This is a genomic window from Propionivibrio sp., from assembly GCF_041441355.1.
Classification (GTDB): domain Bacteria; phylum Pseudomonadota; class Gammaproteobacteria; order Burkholderiales; family Rhodocyclaceae; genus Propionivibrio.
Genome location: NZ_JASDTF010000004.1, coordinates 114,628 through 130,992 on the forward strand (window position 1 = coordinate 114,628; position 16,365 = coordinate 130,992).

A 16,365-nucleotide genomic window follows, 5' to 3' on the forward strand; every position below is an offset into this window, starting at 1 on the left:
AGTTCCAGTTGCCGTTCGCCGGGCGCCGGCTTACTTGCCCTTGCGGGCCTTGAGTTCGGTTTCGAGTTCCATGAAGGTCGGCCGGTCGGTCGAGAACAGCACCTTGCGCCCGAACTCCACCGCCACCTGCGGCGCGTAGCCCGACATCGACGCCAGCAGCACGACCTTGATCACCTGATAGATCTTCGAGCCCTCATGCGCCTTCTGCTCGAGCAGCGAGGCGATCGGCGCGATGAAGCCGTAAGAGACGAGAATCCCGAGAAAGGTGCCGACCAGCGCGCCACCGATCATCTTGCCCAGCACGGCCGGTGGCTCGCCGACCGAGCCCATGACGTTCACCACGCCCATCACCGCGACGACGATACCGAAGGCCGGTGTCGCATCGCCGGTCTTGGCCATCACATGCGCCGGCACTTCGGCCTCGTGGTGGTGCGTCTCGATTTCGATGTCCATCAGGTTCTCGATTTCGAGCGCGTTCAAATTGCCGCCGACCATCATGCGCAGGTAGTCGGTGATGAACTCCATCACGTGATGGTCGTGCGAGATTGCCGGATATTTGCTGAAGATCGGGCTGTCGTGCGGGTTCTCGACGTCGTTCTCGATCGACATCAAGCCTTCCTTGCGCACCTTCGAAAGCACTTCGAAGAGCATCGCCAGCAGGTCCACATACAAGGCCTTGTTGTACTTCGAGCCTTTGAAGATGCTGGGCAGGGCGCCGACCGTGGCCTTGACGACCTTGATGTCGTTGCCGCCGACGAAACCGCCGAGGGTGAGGCCGACGATGGCGATGTACTCCAACGGCACCCAGAGCGCGGCCAGACTGCCGTGGACGGCGTAAGTGCCGACCGACGAAGCCAAAATGATGATGTAGCCGACGATCAAGAACATTAAGAATCCCCCTGTCATCGTGCGCGCATCGCCAAACCTCCGGGCGCCGCGCACCTATTCGTCGGTATTGTAGCGGCTGGGCCCGCGCCAGGAAAAGGAAAAGCGCGGGAAACGCGCGGAAAACACGCGCCTTGCCCGGCCTTTCCGTATCGCCGCGGCGACGGCGCACGGCGTCGTATAGAATCGAAGCCTCCGCCGAACGATCCCGCCATGAACTTCTGCACCCACTGCGGCACCCGCCTCGAACACCGCATCCCGCCGGGCGACAACCTGCCGCGTCACGTCTGCCCCCACTGCGGCGAAATCCATTACCGCAACCCGAAAATCATCGTCGGCTGCGTCGCCGAATGGGACGGTCGGCTGCTGTTGTGCCGGCGCGCCATCGAACCGCGCCTCGGCCACTGGACGCTGCCCGCCGGTTTCATGGAAGTCGGCGAAACGACGGCGCACGCGGCCACCCGCGAAACGCACGAGGAAGCCGGCGCCGACGTCGACATCGACGCCCTGTTCGCCGTGGTCAACGTGCCCCACATCGACCAAGTGCATCTTTTCTACCGCGGCCGCCTGCGTTCGCCGCAGTACGCCGCGGGCGAGGAAAGCCAGGCCGTCGAACTGTTCGCCGAAGCCGAGATTCCGTGGCCCGAACTCGCCTTCCGCAGCGTCGAAGCATGCCTGCGCGCCTACCTCGCCGACCGCCGCACGGGCCGCTTCGGCCTGCACGAGGTCGAACTCGGCCCGCTGCCGGCGCACGACCCGCGCACGGCGTACTAATCCCGCCTCAGCGCTCGTCTTCGAGGCTGAAGCGCACCGGCAGGTCGATGCGCAGGTCGCGCCCGCGCAGGCCGCCCGGCACCTCGGCGACGCGCACCGCCTGCGCCACCATGTCCATCGCCTGCGCGTCGAGCAGCTCGCGCCCGCTCGAGCGCATCAGGCGCACGTCCGGATGCGGCACGCCGGCGCGCAGCACGACGGCGACTTCGCTCGTCCCTTCCCAGCCGCGCTCGCGCGCCAGCGGCGGATAGCGTTTGAAGCGCCGCGCCGCCGAGGCCAGCGACACCCGGTAATGGCGCAGGTCGTCCGCCCGCACTTCCCCGCCTGCAACGCCCCCGACCCGCCCCTCGCCTGGCGTCCCGGCCGCCGGACGGCGCCCGTCGCCCGCCTTCGTCTCCATCGGCGCATCGCGCGCCGCCCCGAACGGCGCAAGGGCCGGGGCGGTTTCGGGCGCGGGCGCGGCGCGCGCTGCAGCGACCACCGGCCTGGACGGCCCATCCGGCGCGGCCTCCAGCGCCGCCAGAACGGGCGTCCCGCGCGGCGTCTGGCGCGGTTTTGGCGTGGCGGGCACAGGCAGCGTGGTCACCACGGCCGACGGCGGACGCGAGGCCGCCGTCGGCGCCTCGGCCCGACCGGCAGCCGAGGGCGCGCGCAGGCTCGCCTGGACCCGCGCTTCGCCCGCCGTCGGCGCCAGTGCCAACGGCAAAGGCACGGCCACGCCGACGAGCAGCAGCGCATGCGCGAGCGCGGACAACGTCAAGGCTCGGACGAGCGGACGGTGGGCGCGGTCGGGACGAGGGCGGGACATCAACGGATCGAAGAACGGAGCGGAAAATAGACGAAAAAAGCAACAATGAGGCAACAATGCAACGCCCCATCCCTCTGGAATGAAAGGCCGCGTCGGGCAGGCACGGCGCCCTGCGGTAAAATCCCCGCCGGACAAAACGACACGGCCGCCGGCTCAACGGGAAAACGCGCGCAAGAAACGACGCGACGCAAGTTTACCACCCGCCCGCCCTTCCCCACCGGGAGAGGCGTTTCCGCCGACGGCCGTCAAAACAAGGAGCTGGCGTGCCCATCCCCCATTTCGACCAGGACAACACCACCGAAGACACCGCCGCCACTGCCGCCGACCGCGCGGCGGCGGCCTCACGCAGCACCTGGGTCAGCGTCGGCGTCAACACCGTGCTCACCGTGGCACAGATTGCGATCGGCTTCGTCACCAAGTCGCAGGGCCTCGTCGCCGACGGCATCCACTCGCTCTCCGACCTCATTTCCGACTTCGTCGTCCTCGTCGCCAACCACCACAGCCAGAAGGAGGCCGACGACGACCACCCCTACGGCCACCAGCGCTTCGAGACCGCCGCCTCGCTGATCCTCGGCACCCTGCTGCTGGCCGTCGGTGTCGGCATGCTCTGGTCGGCCTTCGTCAAGATCCAGGCGCCGCACGAGTTGCCGGACATCCACGTCACCGCGCTATGGACGGCGCTCGCCGCGCTCGTCGCCAAGGAGCTGCTCTTCCGCTACATGCTCGCTGTCGCCAAGCGCGTCAAGTCGAGCATGCTGGTGGCCAATGCCTGGCACGCGCGTTCCGACGCCGCCTCGTCGCTGGTCGTCGCCCTCGGCATCGTCGGCAACCTCGCCGGCTACCCCATCCTCGACCCGATCGCGGCGCTGATCGTCGGCGGCATGGTCGGCAAGATGGGCTGGGATTTCGCCTGGGACGCGCTGCACGACCTGATGGATCGTTCGGCCGACGAGGCCGAGGTCGAGGCCATCCGCGAAACCATCCTTGCCACGCCCGGCGTGCTCGGCGCGCACGACCTACGCACCCGCAAGATGGGCGACATGGTCGTCGCCGAGGCGCACGTCGAGGTCGAAGCCACGCAAACCGTCGAGGCCGGGCACGAGATCGCCGTCGAAGTGCGTGCCCGCGTCCTGCGCCGCCATCGCGTGCTCAACCTGATGGTGCACGTCGACCCGGCGCAGCGCCCGGACCGGGACCATACCCCCCTTCTCCCGACCGCCTGACCGCCATGCCTGCCGCCACCGCCAGCATTCCCCTGCACGGCCCGCTGCTGCGCGGCGAGCGCCGTCCGCGCGTGGCGCTGATCGGCCGCTTCGGCGCAGGCAAGAGCAGCATCTTCGAAGCCGCCGCCAGCCCGGTGGTGCAACACGAGCGCCTGGCCGGCATCGGTGGCGCCTACCGCGAATGCGTGGTCGACGTCGGCCTCGACCAGATCTCGCTCGTCGACCTGCCGTCGATCGCCTCGCTGCACCAGCTCAACGGCCACGACCAGACCGTCCTCCAATACCTGCTCTGGGGCGACCGCTGGCCGCCGTCGGCCCGCCCCGAGCACGCCCCACCGCCCCCCGAGGCCAGCGCCTTCGCCGCGCCCGACGTGATCGTGCATGTCGTCGACGCCACCGCACTGGAAAAAGACCTCGAACTCGCGCTCGAACTCAACCTCTTCGGCCGCCCGCTGGTGGTGGCCCTCAACCGCGTCGACGAAGCCCGGCGCAAGGGCCTGTACATCAACGTCCAGGCGCTCTCCGAGCGCCTCGGGGCGCCCGTCGTGCCGACCGTGGCGCACATGGGCAAGGGCATCGCCGCGCTCTTTGCCGCCGTGCTCGCCGCCGCCCGCGAAAAAGCCTGCCCGCTGCCGCAGCCGCCGGCGCGTCACATCGGCGAAAGTCTCGCCGCCCTCAAGGCCGTGATCGCCCGACCGGAGATCGAAGACGTCTTCCGCGTCCCGCGCGCCCTCCTGCTCGCACAGCTCGCAGAGAACGACGACTACTTCCGCTCCGCGCTCGACGCCCAGTTTCCCGACCTCGCGCCGGCCATCGCCGCCGCACGCAGCGAAGCCGACGCGCGCCTGCCGCGCCCGCTCGCCGAAGAAGTCCATGCCGACCGCCACCACCGCGCCGCGCTCTTCTACGAAGCCGTCACCAGCGCCCGCGGCGCCGACACCGGCCAGGGCTGGCGACGCGCGCTCGACGAACTCTTCCTGCACCCGCGCTGGGGCCTCGTCGGCAGCCTGCTGGTCTTTGCCGCCGTGCTCTTTCTCGTCTTCGAGCTCAGCACCGTGCTCGACGGCCTCAGCTCGGCACGCCTCGCCGCCTGGGTACAGGAATGGCAGCCGCAATCGGCGCCCGGCGTCGTCGGCCGCGCCGTCGCCGACGGTCTGGTCGGCCTCGTCGGCATCGTCGTCCCCTACATGCTGCCGCTCGTCGTCCTGCTCGTCGCCCTCGAAGAATCGGGCGTCATGCACCGCGTCGCCTTCGTCGTCGACCGCGGCTTTCACCGCATCGGCCTGCACGGCGGTGTCGCCGTGCCCTTCCTGATCGGGCTCGGCTGCAACGTGCCGGCGATCTCCGCCGCCGCCACCAGCGGCTCGCGCCGCGAACGCATCGCCGCCGCCATCCTCATCACCTTCGTCCCCTGCTCCGCGCGCTCGGCGATCATCCTCGCCATCGGCGGCAAATACTTAGGCGGCCTGGGCGTCTTCGCCCTCTTCGCCCTCGTCCTCGCCACCATCGCCGCGCTCGGCAAGCTGCTCGCCCGGCGCCTGCCCGACCACACGCCGGGCCTCGTCCTCGACATCCCGCCTTACGCCCGCCCGACCCTGCGCGCCATCGCCGCCAAAACCTGGGAACGCACCAGCGACATCGTCACCATCGTCACCCCGCTGCTGGTGCTCGGCAGCGTCGTCCTCGCCCTGCTCGGCCACTACGGCGCCGACGCCCTGATCGACACCCTGCTCACCCCGATCACCGCCTGGTGGCTCGGCCTGCCGCCCGAACTCGGCGTGCCCATCCTCTTCGGCGTGCTGCGCAAGGAACTCTCGCTGCTCATGATCCAGCAGGCGCTCGGCACGCCCGACGTTGGCGACGTGCTGAACACCGGGCAGATCTTCACCTTCCTCGTCTTCCTCACCTTCTACGTCCCCTGCCTGTCGACCTTCGCCGTCATGCTCAAGACGCTGGGCCGGCGCGAAGCCTGGCTCTCGGTCGGCGTTTCGCTCGCCTGCGCCCTGCTGATGGCCGGGGTCGTTCGCCTGGGCGCCGCACTCCTCGGGCTCTACAGCTAGGCTGCAAGCCGCGCCACGCCTGGCGCGCAGGCCCGAGGTTGAACAAACCCCTCCGGCGGTGGAAGAATAGCGCCACCCCGCCTGCCGCACGCGCCCCCGGAGAGGACGATGGACGACCATCTGATCAAGGATCACGCGACGCTCGAACTCTACGCTTGGCTCGACCCCGAGGCCGACCTGCCGGGCTGGGACGTGCTGACCGGCAACCCCTTCGGCGTCTCGCTGCCCGAAGACCACTTCACCACGGTGCAGAACTACTTCGCCGAATACCACCTCGAGTACTACCGGCAGCGCCTCTACAAGCACTTTCCCAGCCGCCTGCACGCCCTGCTCCTCTTCGCCACCCGCGTCGACGCCGAGAATTTCCGCAGCAAGCACCCCGGCCGCGTCTTCGGAAAAACCCTGGCGCGCGCCCGCAGCGCCGGCCCCTACACCGTCTCCTTCCACGATTCGAGCTGGCTCGACTACCTGCGCCTGCCGCACAACCTGAGCCTCGAAACGCTCGACGAAGTCTCGCGCCACTACTGGTCCGGCACCCTGGTCGAAGAAGTCGGCCTGCGTTTTCTCGAAGAACGCTGGCGCGAGCCGCCGGTCATCGAAGCGCTCTTCCAGGGCACGCTCGAACCGCTGCACAAGCCGCAACGCTCGGCGTGGCTGCCGGGGTTTTCGTGAGCACGAAACAGCAGGCAGCAGGGCTAAAGCGCGCAGCCCACTCCAAACTTATTTGCGATCATTTTCAGAGCTAGATTTCACATGAACGCTTGGGAAACAATCCTACTTGCCATCGGCGGAAACGCCGCACTCCTTGCCTTGCTTGGCTGGCTAGCCCGCTCATTACTGGGCCAACTTGTCGCGAAGGATTTGGAACGATTCAAATCCGAACTAGCGAGCGCTTCCTCAACCGCCGCCGACCAGTTGCGGCATCAACTGCAGTTGGTAGCACAAGAGCACCAAATCGTAGTGGCAAAACTGCACGAGAAACGAGCCCAAGTTGTAGCCGAAGCATACGGACTGCTTGTTGAGGCACAATGGGCTGGTCAGGAATTTGTCTCGCCGATGGAATTTGCTGGTGAGCCGAGCAAACGGGAGAAGTACCACACGGCAATGAACAAATCGGCTGAGTTCTATCGATATTTTGATAAGAATCGAATCTATCTTCCTGCCAACCTCTGCCAACAAATTGACGAGCTTTTGCAAGCTATGCGCAGCAAAGTCATTGGGTTCGGTATCTATGCCCACAGAGAGGACAGCGAACTACCAGAGCAAACCTTGACCAAGAAGCATGAGTCTTGGAGTGAAGCTTCCGAACACTTCAATTCAGCAGTTCCAAAAGCGAGGAAAGCGCTTGAAGAAGAACTCCGAAAAATCATTGGCTCCGAAGCAAAAGATAAGAATTAATTTAGGTTGACGGTAACGACGTCCCCGGAAATACTCGCGATCACACCCACAAAAAAAGCCTTCGGTACGACTTCGGGCGTCTGATGAATCGACACAAAAACGGAGCCCCCGCATGACCCCCGATAAAGCCCTGCTCATCGGCATCGTCGGCGGCAGCGGAAGCGGCAAGACCTCAATCGCGCAGGAACTGATCCGCCGACTGGGCCAAGCCCAGGTCGAGACCTTGTTGCTCGACATGGACGCCTACTACGCGCCGCTGGAAGTCGTACGCGGACGCTTCGGCGAACGCCCGGTCAACTGGGACCATCCGCACGCCTTCGACCTCGAGCTGATGGCGACGCATCTGGCGGCGCTCAAGCGCAGCCAGCCGATCCGCAAGCCGGTCTACGACTTCTCGATCAGCGACCGCATCGGCTGGAGCGAGCCCATCCGGCCCGGACGCGTGGTGGTGCTGGAAGGGCTGCTCCTCTTCGCCCTGCCCGAACTCCGCGAGCAGCTGGACGTGAAGATTTTCGTCGATACCGACGCCGACATCCGCATCCTGCGCCGCATCCAGCGCGACACGCTGGAGCGCGGGCGCACTCTGGAAAGCGTCGTCGACCAGTACCTGAACTCCGTCCGCCCCATGCACCTCGAGTTCGTCGAACCCAGCAAACGCTGGGCGGACCTCATCGTCCCCGTCGGCGCCGAGAACGAGCGGGCGCTGGAAATGCTGCAGCACCACATTCTCGGCGTACTCAAAGCCTGAAGGCCTGAGCCGGCAGCCACCGGGCGCGGGCGGTATTTCGCGCCCCACGGCGGCAGCAATGTCTTTATCATGGCGTTGCCAGAGATCGGAACGCGCCGCCGCGCGTTCCCGTTCAAGCTTGCCGGGAGAACCTCATGCATGAGAATTCTGAGCCTGCGCCGCGCACCGATCTGCAAACCGTGAAAACGCTGCTACTGCGCAAGATGGGCAGCGACGCCAAGGCTTACCCGAAGGTGATCGAACAGAAGTTTCCCCACCTGCTGGCCCTTTTTGCCGATCAATGGGGCACACCGGCGCTGGACCGCTCGCTGATCGACCTGATGCTCTGCGACCGCGAGCAGCGCCAAGGTTTTCCGCCCGAAGTGGCGTCGGAGATTTTTGCCCTGCTCAACGTTCACCGCCGGCTGGGGCTAAGCCCGAAGGAATCCTGGCAGGATTGGGTGGGGATCGAGGAGTGAAGCTTCGCCCGGCCAGCCCCGAGGACCAGGATTTCCTCTGGCGGGCGCAAAGCCACGCGGCGCTGCTCGAAGCCGAGGACGACCCGGTCGGCACGGTGCGCCGCCACCCGATGCTCGCGCGCTACGTCGAGGGTTGGGGCCGGGCCGGCGACCTGGGCGTAATCGCCACACAGGCCGAACACGCCGGCGAGCCGATCGGGGCGGCGTGGTGCCGGTGCTTTCCGCGGACGGCCCCGGGCTGGGGCTGGATCGACACAGAAACGCCCGAGCTTTCGGTGGCCGTGTTGCCGTCATTCCGGGGCTTGGGCCTGGGCACGGCCCTGCTGACCGAGCTGCTGCGCATGACCGACGCGGCCGGCACGGCGCTCTCCCTAGCGGTACGCTCGACGAACCCGGCGCTACGACTCTATCTGCGCTTAGGTTTTTGCATCCTGCCCGAACGCGATTTCCTCAATCGCACCGGCATCCTTTCGCACGTCATGCTGCGGGCGCGCCCTCAGCTTCCCCGCGAAAACGGTGCGAAGCCGCCCGGACCACGTCGTTGAGGTTCTGCAAGCGATCGAACTGTGCCCGCACCCATGCGGCGTCGGGCGGCTGTGCGCCGCTCACCCGGGCCCGCAGGCGATCGATCCACGGCCGGCAAGCAAGGGCGTCGGCATCGTCTTCAGTCGCCCGGATAATCTCCTCGACCCAGGTGCGCAGGTCGATCTGGATGCGGCGCAGCGGATCGGACACCTTGGCGTCGAGCCCATAGCGGCAGGCCTGGTATTTGTTGTAGCGGGCCACGTGCAGGTTCAGCGCGGCATCCATCTCCGGCCGGGTGCGCAGCAGCCAGCGAGCGACGCATTGGGCAAATGCGGTCAGGCTGGTCGCCTGCTCGATCGTCAAGGGCGTGTCGAAAACCCGGATTTCAACCGTGCCAAACTCGGGCTTGGGGCGCACGTCCCAGTACAGGTCCTTGATGCCGGAGACGATGCCGCACGCCGCCATGAAGTCGAAGTACTCGACAAAGGCGTTCCAGTCGCGCAGGGGCGGACACTGGCCGCTGAGCGGAAAGGCTGAGACGGCGTTCAAGCGCGCCGACTGGAAGAAGGTGTCGACGCCGTCGACGTAGGGCGAAGCGGCGGACAGCGCGATGAAGGCGGGAACGTAGGGGCACAGGGCTTGCGTCAACCACACCGCGTCGTCGGCCGACTCACAGCCCAGATGGACGTGCTGGCCGAACACGGTAAATTGCTTGGCAAGATAGCCGTAGCGGCGGTAAGTCTGGTCGTAGCGCTCGCCCGGGCAGATCCGGCGGTCCGGCCAGTGGTGGAAGGGGTGCGTCCCGCCGCCGCAGACCGCGATGTTGTTCTGCGTTCCGCATTCGAGCAGGACGGCGCGCAAGCCCTGCAGGTCGAGGTGAATGCCATCGACGTGCGTCCGCGGCAAGGTGCTCACTTCGATCATGCTCTCGGTGACCTCAAGCTTGATCTCGCCGTAGCGCTCGTCGTAGTCGAGGGCATGCAGCAGATCGGTGGCCGCCCGGGTCAGGTCGTAATCGCGCAGCGACAGGAGCTGCAGCTCCAATTCGACGCCGAGGCTCAAGGCCGGGCTGGCCTTGAATTCCGGCAAACGGGGTGAGGTCGTCATCCGAGTCCTTTCGAGTGGGTTTCTTCCGCCGTTTCGCCGGCACTGCGCAGAGCAAAGCGGCACAACAAAGGCCCGGCCAGTTCCATGATCGTGGCGGCGAACAGGGGAAGCGCCAGCGCCGAGCGCCCCACTTCGGGATACAGGGCGGCGAGTTCGTAGGCCATGAAGATTGCCGTCGCCGACAACGGCTGGATGCCCAACCCGACGCACCAGCGCTTTCCGAACGGCAGGTCGCGCGCCAGTCCGGCGACGACCAGACATTTGCTCAGCCCGCGCACCAGCAACAGCCAGAAGGCCAGCATGCCGGACCACAGGCTGAAGTCATGCCACGGCAGCCAGGCGCCGACCACGACGAAGAGCAGGATGGAAAGCAGCCAGTGTGCATCGGGAAGGTTGGTGTAGCTGAGCACGTTCTGCGCGTCGCGCCAGGACAGCACGACGCCCATCATGAACAGCGTCAGGAAGACCGGCACGGCGACCATCCGCGCCACCCCGACGGCGAGCAGCGCTGAAGCGATGAGGACGAAGACCTGCGACAGCGAACGTTTGGCCAGCAAGGCGGCGACCTTCAAGGCCAGCGACGCCGCCAGCCAAGCGATCAGCGTCGCCCCGCCGCCGACCCAGAGCGGATGGACGAAGGCGCTCAGCCAGTCGTCGTTCTGCTGCGCATGGACGACGCCGAGCACCAGGGCGAAGACGAAGAACGACGCGGCCGAACTGAGCGCCGTGAGCAGGACGATGCGCTCGGTGACCTGGCCTTGCGCCTTCGTTTCGTCGGTGATGAGCAGAACCACGGCCGGCGCCGACGCCATGGTAACGGCGGCCGCCGCCGCGGCCCAGGCCACGCTCAGGCCGGCGATGTAATAAGAAAAAATGAAGACCGCGAGGAACGACACGACGATGTCGCCCAAGGCCACCCGCAGCAAGCGCCGGTTGCGCAGCAACCAGCCAAAATGGAGGCGTCGCCCCATTTCCAGCATCAGGATGCCCAGCGCCGCGTCGGCGATCGGGCGCATCTTGGCCACGGTTTCAAGGCTGATCCAGCCGAGCAGGCGCGGCCCCAGCACCGCCCCGGCCAACACGTAGCCGATCATCCGCGGCCAGCGCAAGCGGGCCTGCAGCCATTCGCCAGCGAGCAAGCCCAGAATCAGCAACAGGCTCACCGTCGCCAGAACATCAAAATGGTCCGGGAAAGGTGGTAAGAAAAACAATCTATCCTGAACGGCGGCCCACCCCTCTCGCAAAGGAGACAAAAGTGCATCTGCCATGAATGATCGGCTCCATTGAGGCCAAATTCTGTAAAAAGGAAAGCACAATTACATTTAAGGCAAATGTTCTTTTAACACGCATACGCCCGAACCACAAGCATTCGCGGTGTCCGCCGGCCGCCCTCAAACCCCTGATAACGCAACGGTTTCTCTTGACGCCTGCCAGCCCAACCCGCCCGCCAAGATGCGCCGCTTGACCCGTCTATCGCTTCACGGTTCACCCTGGCGCCAGCGCCGTCCCCGGCCCACTCTGCACGCCACCGCTCACCCACGTTTCGCCGAGGTCCATCATGCTCATCCTTCCTCCCGTCCGCGCTGCGCACACCTACACCCAGCACCTCGCGGCACCGCCCGAGGCGGTCTTTCCCCTGCTCTGCCCGGTGCGCGAGGCCGAGTGGATCCGGGAATGGGCCCCGACACGGGTGATTTCCGCCTCGGGCGTCGCCGAACGCGACTGTGTCTTCGTCACCGCCGACGACGAGGATGACGCCGATGGCGACGAAGCAGTGTGGTACGTCACCCGCCACGAGCCGGCGTCGGGTTTCGTCGAGATGCTCAAGATCACCCCGGCGGTCACGGCCTGCCGGCTGACAATTCAGCTGCGCCCGGCCGACGGGGGATGCACCGCCGAGATCGGCTACCAGCACACCAGCCTCGGGCCACGCGGCGACGCCTTCGTCGCCGAATTCACGGCGGAGGCGTATCGTCGTTTCATGACCGAATGGGAAGAGCGCCTGAACCATTACCTGCGGCACGGCAGCGCGCTGTAAGCCTAGGCGGCCTGCGCCATGACGCGGAACACACCGATGAACGCCCTGCGCGACTCCGCCATCGAACCGAACGACGCCGTCCTGGCCAAGGCCCTTGCCACGGCCCACCCGGCTTACGGCGCATTCATCGCCGCGCTCGGCGTACCGCCGCTCGAGCTGGGCGCGGACTGGCGCTATTACCGTGACGTGCGCGCCTGGCTTTGCCGCATCGTCGCCGGAAAGCGGACCGTGTCCTGGCTCTCCGTTTGGCCGGGCTATTTCAAGGTCACGACCTACTTCGGCCCCAAACAGGCCGAAGCGGCCCACCGGCTGGCGGTCGATGCCGCCCTCCTCGCCGCCTTCGAGGCGAGCGGCGAAGGACGGAAGAACCGCTACTTCATGATCGACGTCGCCGACGCGGCGCAACTGCCGGATCTCTACCGCATCCTGCGCTTCAAGCGTGAGTGCCGATAAAGGGCCTTTCCCCAAGCGCGACGACCTCAGCCACCTCGTGCGCTTGGGAAGAGAACGCCTCAGCCCACCCGGAAACGCTGCACCGACTGACGCAACACGGTGGACAGTGCTTCCAGTGCGCCGACGCGTTCGTTCGCCGAATTGACCGAGGCCGCCATCGAGTCGACCATCTGAGCGATCTGTTCGACGCTGCGCGCGATGTCCTCGGTCGCGCCTTTCTGTTCGGCCGTCGAGTGGCTCACTTCGCGCAGGTTCTCCAGCGTCACCCCGGTTTCATTGCGGATCGCTTCGAGCGAACGCCCGGCTTCACTGGCGATCTCGACCCCACGCGCCACCTGCGGCGAAACCGCCTGCATGCTGTCAACCACGGCCGCGGTGTCGGTCTGGATGTTGCGGATCATGCCCGAGATGCGCCCGGTCGCCTGCGCCGTCCGTTCAGCCAGCTTCCGCACTTCGTCGGCAACCACCGCAAAACCGCGCCCCTGCTCGCCCGCACGGGCGGCCTCGATGGCGGCGTTGAGCGCCAGCAAGTTAGTCTGATCGGCGATCTCGGCGATTTCTCGGGTGATGCCGCCGATCTCCTGGGTGCGGGAAACCAACTCGGTGATGCGCGCCGACGAATCGCCGACCTGGCGGGAAATTTCCGCCATTTCGCTCGTCAGATTACGCACCAGGGTCTCGCCGTTGCCCGCCAACTCGGAGGACTTGTGCGACAACGCCTCGGTGTTGCGCGCCGTTTCTGAGATGAGGCCGATGCTCACCGTCATCTCCTCGATCGCCGCCGCGGCTGAACCGGTGGAGGACGACGAATTCTGCGCCACGCCGTTGATCTGTCCCATCAGCCCGCTCAGCGAAGCGCAGGCCGCCGCCAGCGTATCGGCGCCGTCCTTGATCTGATGGACCATGGTGCCGAGGTTCTGGCGCATCTCGTCGACCGTCGCCAGCAGGCTGCCCGCCGGCGCGGGCGTGCGCAGGGTGTGCCCGAGGTTGCCCTGGGCGATGGCGCGCGCCACTTCAGCGACGTAGGCGGGCTCGCCGCCGACCCCGCGATAGATGCCCTTGACCAGCGCCACGGCGAGTCCGATCACGGTGAACACCAGCAGAACGCCGAAGGCGGCGAACTCGATCACGTAGAGGCGGAAGCTGGCGTCGATGTCTTCGAGGAAAACGCCGGTGCCGATCAGCCAGTTCCAGCCCGGCACCTTGGTCACGCCGTTCACCTTGGGCAGATCGACTTCACCACCCGGCCGCTTCGAGGTATTGAACAGGAAGCCGACCTCCTGTTTCTCGAGCGTTTCCAGATAGCCGGTCAACACTTTCTTCTTGCCGCCGGGCAGGAAGCCGCCGTCCGAGACTTTGCCTTCGAAACGGCTGTCCGGGTGCGCCAGCATGGTGGTGAAATTCTCGCCACCGCGCACGAACACGTAGTTGTCGCCCTTGCTCAAGCCGCGCATGGCTTCGAGCGCAGCGCGCTGCGCTTCGTCCCGCGAGAGCTTGCCGCTCTTTTCCATCTCCTGATAACGCCCGACCTGCCGGGCCGCCAGTTGCAACAGGATGCTCATCCCGGCCTTGCGCTCTTCGAGCATCGTTTCTCGGATTTTGTAGACCGCGAACCCGCTCACCGCGGACAGACCGAGCACCACTGCGGCGACGATCAGAATCAATCTGCTGGAGAGTTTCATCCCCGTGTTTCCCCCTTTTGCTTTCCATCGCCGGCCGGACCGCAAATGGACGACATCGACGATCGAAAGGGCATGAATTCTGCATGAAAGCAACAACCCGAATCAATCGAAACACCCATCCGGCGCGGCCTGCGTAAAAAAACGGGGAGCCAAGCTCCCCGTTTGCGATGCGAGACCTTACGATCGATCAGGAACCGAAGTAGGCCTTGATCTTCTCCATCGACGCGCCTTCGGCGAGCGCCAGGGAGAGCAGGATGCGCGCTTTCTGCGGGCTGTAGTAGCCGGCGCCGATGCCTTCCTGCTTGCTGGTGACAAAACCCGTGCCGACGCGCGAGGAGCGGACGACCGGGATGCCCTTGTCCATGATCTCGACCAGCTTGGCCTTGAGCGCGCTCGGCACCGAGCCGTTGCCCGTACCGGCGATGACGATGCCCTTGGCGCCGTCGGCGACCGCGGCGTCGAGCAGGGCGACGTCCTGATCCTGGTAGCTGTAGAGGATCACGACCTTAGGCAGGGTTTCGTACTTCGAGACGTCGAACTGGGGCTTGCCGATGGGCTTGGCCGGCTCATAGTAGAAACGCGGCACCAGGCCGACCATCGCGCCGAGGTAGCCCTGGTCGTAGCTGCGGAAGGTGTCGGGCGTCGTGGTGTTGGTCTTGGTGACGTAGAAGGCCGACGAGATGCGGTCGCCGAACATCACCAGCGTGCCGCGGTTCTCGGCTTCCTTGCTCGCCGCGAGGGTCACGGCTTCAAGCAGGTTCATCGGGCCGTCGGCGCTGATCGCCGTGGCCGGGCGCATGGCGCCGACCACCACCACCGGCTTCTTGCTCTTGACCGTAAGGTCGAGGAAGAAGGCGGTTTCCTCGAGCGTGTCGGTGCCGTGCGTGACGACCACGCCATTGGTGCCGCGCTCGCCGAGCTTGGCGTTGATCGACTTGGCCATCTTGAGCAGGATGGCCTGATTGATGTCGCCGCTCGCCACGTTGGAAATCTGTTCGCCGCTGACGTCGGCGACGTTCTTGATCTCGGGAACTGCATTCAGCAGGATGTCGATGCCGAGCGCGCCGGCGGTGTAACCGGTGGTGTCGGTCGCGCTCTTGGCCGAGCCGGCGATGGTGCCGCCGGTGGCATAGATCATCACGCCGGGTTTTTGGGCGAAAGCGAGGCCCGAGGTCGCCAGGAAAGCAGCGGCGATCAGGGAGGAGAGAATCTGACGCTGGTTGTTCATCGATCTGACTCCGAAAGAAAATTCGAATCCGCTCGCGCCTCATCTTGTGTCATGGCGGCAAGCGGGCTTGCCCGGCGATTATGCGCCGGACCGGGCCAGAAAGAGTGGCTTTTTACATCTTAAAAAAGCAATAACACCCCGACTTTCCGGCCCCCTGCGCAAGAACCGTTTTCGACCGGTAATCCGAGGGGATGGTCAAGGGGTATCGCGTCGCAACAGCCCGGCTTTCGGCGCCGCCGGGGACGGCGAAGTCGAGGGCATGCCCGGTTTCGGCTCAAGCGCCACACCGGGTTGCAGGCTCACGGGCTGACGGGTCGGCGGCGGCAGGGTCGCGCCCGGCAGGACGGGGCGCGGCTGGGGGTGTGGCGGCAGGTTGAGGCGCGAGGCATGGCGCAGGTAGAAACTGACCGGCGCCGCCTGGCGCAGCACGCGCCCGTCGCCGTCGACGATCGCCGCGTCGAGCTGCATGCGCTGGTTGGGCGGCGGCAAGGTGTCGCCCCAAAACTCGGGCGGGATCATGAACTCAGTGGCGGTGAAGCGGCGTCCAACCGGCTGGCCGTTGAGGCTGACCGTCACGGCGTGTCGGGCGCCGAGCTGGAGCGGCGGATCGACGGCCACGCGCACTTCGAAGACGGCGGTGTTGGCGACGACACTGCCCTCGTTCTCGGGGAAGACGATGGCGAAGCTGCGGTACACCGGTGGCGCGGCATCGGGCGTGGCCGTGCCGCTTTCGCTCGGCCGTGGCGGCGCGGTGCCGGAAGGACTGGCCCGGTCGCTCGACGTATCGATGACGTTGAGCGGCGGCAAGCTGACTTCGCGCGCGCCGGGTTGCGGCTTGTCGGAGAACACCGGCCCCTGCGCGCCTTGCGACTTGTACACGCCCTGGGCCTGCGCCGCCCCCAGGCTCAACGCCGCCAGCACCAGCGCGGCAGCAGCGACCCCACGCCCGAACCTTGCGTCCATGGTGTTTCCTCCTCG

17 protein-coding genes are annotated in these 16,365 nt (G+C 66.2%); 10 read left to right on the top strand and 7 right to left on the bottom strand.

The annotated features are described in order from the left end of the window. Positions 1-30 precede the first annotated feature (30 nt). Positions 31-888 carry a flagellar motor stator protein MotA gene (motA, locus tag QMB55_RS01305; RefSeq protein ID WP_497586847.1) on the bottom strand — a complete coding sequence of 286 codons (858 nt, stop codon included), beginning with the start codon at positions 886-888 and terminating at the stop codon, positions 31-33. Positions 889-1,098: 210 nt separating this feature from the next. Here motA and QMB55_RS01310 point away from each other — a divergent pair, with 210 nt between their 5' ends. Continuing rightward, entirely contained in the window at positions 1,099-1,659 is a 561-nt protein-coding gene (locus tag QMB55_RS01310) for an NUDIX hydrolase (protein ID WP_497586848.1), read from the top strand. A 7-nt stretch (positions 1,660-1,666) separates the two neighbouring features. Here QMB55_RS01310 and QMB55_RS01315 read toward each other — a convergent pair whose 3' ends face one another. Next, positions 1,667-2,467 (bottom strand): energy transducer TonB, encoded by an 801-nt coding sequence (locus QMB55_RS01315; protein ID WP_497586849.1) that lies wholly within the window; start codon positions 2,465-2,467, stop codon positions 1,667-1,669. A 263-nt stretch (positions 2,468-2,730) separates the two neighbouring features. Between QMB55_RS01315 and QMB55_RS01320 the strand changes: the two genes are divergently transcribed. The 7 genes from QMB55_RS01320 (at position 2,731) to QMB55_RS01350 (ending at position 8,899) form a co-directional block, all read left to right on the top strand. Further along, positions 2,731-3,690: a cation diffusion facilitator family transporter gene (locus QMB55_RS01320; RefSeq protein ID WP_497586850.1), complete on the top strand. Its 960-nt coding sequence runs from the start codon at positions 2,731-2,733 to the stop codon at positions 3,688-3,690. A 5-nt stretch (positions 3,691-3,695) separates the two neighbouring features. Continuing rightward, positions 3,696-5,750, top strand: coding sequence for a nucleoside recognition domain-containing protein (locus tag QMB55_RS01325; RefSeq protein WP_497586851.1), 2,055 nt, complete (start codon positions 3,696-3,698; stop codon positions 5,748-5,750). Between the two features lie 108 nt (positions 5,751-5,858). After that, a complete protein-coding gene (locus QMB55_RS01330; RefSeq protein ID WP_497586852.1) occupies positions 5,859-6,422 on the top strand; it encodes a hypothetical protein in 564 nt (187 codons plus the stop codon). 81 nt (positions 6,423-6,503) lie between these two features. After that, entirely contained in the window at positions 6,504-7,148 is a 645-nt protein-coding gene (locus QMB55_RS01335) for a hypothetical protein (RefSeq protein WP_497586853.1), read from the top strand. Positions 7,149-7,260: 112 nt separating this feature from the next. Beyond that, positions 7,261-7,896 (top strand): uridine kinase, encoded by a 636-nt coding sequence (udk, locus tag QMB55_RS01340; protein ID WP_497586854.1) that lies wholly within the window; start codon positions 7,261-7,263, stop codon positions 7,894-7,896. Between the two features lie 134 nt (positions 7,897-8,030). Next, positions 8,031-8,354: a hypothetical protein gene (locus QMB55_RS01345; protein ID WP_497586855.1), complete on the top strand. Its 324-nt coding sequence runs from the start codon at positions 8,031-8,033 to the stop codon at positions 8,352-8,354. After that, positions 8,351-8,899, top strand: coding sequence for a GNAT family N-acetyltransferase (locus QMB55_RS01350; RefSeq protein WP_497586856.1), 549 nt, complete (start codon positions 8,351-8,353; stop codon positions 8,897-8,899). The genes QMB55_RS01345 and QMB55_RS01350 overlap by 4 nt, the downstream gene beginning before the upstream one ends. On the opposite strand, the gene QMB55_RS01355 is transcribed toward QMB55_RS01350, so the two are convergent. After that, entirely contained in the window at positions 8,832-9,986 is a 1,155-nt protein-coding gene (locus tag QMB55_RS01355) for a YbdK family carboxylate-amine ligase (protein ID WP_497586857.1), read from the bottom strand. The two genes, QMB55_RS01350 and QMB55_RS01355, sit on opposite strands and share 68 nt — an antisense overlap. After that, a complete protein-coding gene (locus QMB55_RS01360; RefSeq protein WP_497586858.1) occupies positions 9,983-11,197 on the bottom strand; it encodes a cation:proton antiporter in 1,215 nt (404 codons plus the stop codon). The genes QMB55_RS01355 and QMB55_RS01360 overlap by 4 nt, the downstream gene beginning before the upstream one ends. A 347-nt stretch (positions 11,198-11,544) precedes the next feature. Between QMB55_RS01360 and QMB55_RS01365 the strand changes: the two genes are divergently transcribed. Beyond that, positions 11,545-12,024 (top strand): SRPBCC family protein, encoded by a 480-nt coding sequence (locus QMB55_RS01365; RefSeq protein WP_497586859.1) that lies wholly within the window; start codon positions 11,545-11,547, stop codon positions 12,022-12,024. A gap of 18 nt (positions 12,025-12,042) precedes the next feature. Then, the gene (locus QMB55_RS01370) at positions 12,043-12,477 is read left to right on the top strand and encodes a DUF3788 family protein (protein ID WP_497586860.1); all 435 of its coding nucleotides are present in this window, start codon (positions 12,043-12,045) and stop codon (positions 12,475-12,477) included. A gap of 59 nt (positions 12,478-12,536) precedes the next feature. On the opposite strand, the gene QMB55_RS01375 is transcribed toward QMB55_RS01370, so the two are convergent. The 3 genes from QMB55_RS01375 to QMB55_RS01385 form a co-directional block, all read right to left on the bottom strand. Then, a complete protein-coding gene (locus QMB55_RS01375; protein WP_497586861.1) occupies positions 12,537-14,159 on the bottom strand; it encodes a methyl-accepting chemotaxis protein in 1,623 nt (540 codons plus the stop codon). Between the two features lie 187 nt (positions 14,160-14,346). Next, the gene (locus tag QMB55_RS01380) at positions 14,347-15,387 is read right to left on the bottom strand and encodes a type II asparaginase (RefSeq protein ID WP_497586862.1); all 1,041 of its coding nucleotides are present in this window, start codon (positions 15,385-15,387) and stop codon (positions 14,347-14,349) included. Between the two features lie 195 nt (positions 15,388-15,582). Further along, positions 15,583-16,350, bottom strand: coding sequence for a hypothetical protein (locus tag QMB55_RS01385; RefSeq protein WP_497586863.1), 768 nt, complete (start codon positions 16,348-16,350; stop codon positions 15,583-15,585). Between the last annotated feature and the right edge of the window lie 15 nt (positions 16,351-16,365).

What these genes read in the sequence shown, in the direction of transcription:
- QMB55_RS01365 (WP_497586859.1), top strand. Translation starts at nt 11,545, where the DNA reads ATGCTCATCCTTCCTCCCGTCCGCGCTGCGCACACCTACACCCAGCAC.
- QMB55_RS01315 (WP_497586849.1), bottom strand. Translation starts at nt 2,467, where the DNA reads ATGTCCCGCCCTCGTCCCGACCGCGCCCACCGTCCGCTCGTCCGAGCC.
- QMB55_RS01310 (WP_497586848.1), top strand. Translation starts at nt 1,099, where the DNA reads ATGAACTTCTGCACCCACTGCGGCACCCGCCTCGAACACCGCATCCCG.
- udk (WP_497586854.1), top strand. Translation starts at nt 7,261, where the DNA reads ATGACCCCCGATAAAGCCCTGCTCATCGGCATCGTCGGCGGCAGCGGA.
- QMB55_RS01325 (WP_497586851.1), top strand. Translation starts at nt 3,696, where the DNA reads ATGCCTGCCGCCACCGCCAGCATTCCCCTGCACGGCCCGCTGCTGCGC.
- QMB55_RS01335 (WP_497586853.1), top strand. Translation starts at nt 6,504, where the DNA reads ATGAACGCTTGGGAAACAATCCTACTTGCCATCGGCGGAAACGCCGCA.
- QMB55_RS01375 (WP_497586861.1), bottom strand. Translation starts at nt 14,159, where the DNA reads ATGAAACTCTCCAGCAGATTGATTCTGATCGTCGCCGCAGTGGTGCTC.
- QMB55_RS01370 (WP_497586860.1), top strand. Translation starts at nt 12,043, where the DNA reads ATGACGCGGAACACACCGATGAACGCCCTGCGCGACTCCGCCATCGAA.
- QMB55_RS01345 (WP_497586855.1), top strand. Translation starts at nt 8,031, where the DNA reads ATGCATGAGAATTCTGAGCCTGCGCCGCGCACCGATCTGCAAACCGTG.
- QMB55_RS01330 (WP_497586852.1), top strand. Translation starts at nt 5,859, where the DNA reads ATGGACGACCATCTGATCAAGGATCACGCGACGCTCGAACTCTACGCT.
- QMB55_RS01355 (WP_497586857.1), bottom strand. Translation starts at nt 9,986, where the DNA reads ATGACGACCTCACCCCGTTTGCCGGAATTCAAGGCCAGCCCGGCCTTG.
- motA (WP_497586847.1), bottom strand. Translation starts at nt 888, where the DNA reads ATGTTCTTGATCGTCGGCTACATCATCATTTTGGCTTCGTCGGTCGGC.
- QMB55_RS01380 (WP_497586862.1), bottom strand. Translation starts at nt 15,387, where the DNA reads ATGAACAACCAGCGTCAGATTCTCTCCTCCCTGATCGCCGCTGCTTTC.
- QMB55_RS01385 (WP_497586863.1), bottom strand. Translation starts at nt 16,350, where the DNA reads ATGGACGCAAGGTTCGGGCGTGGGGTCGCTGCTGCCGCGCTGGTGCTG.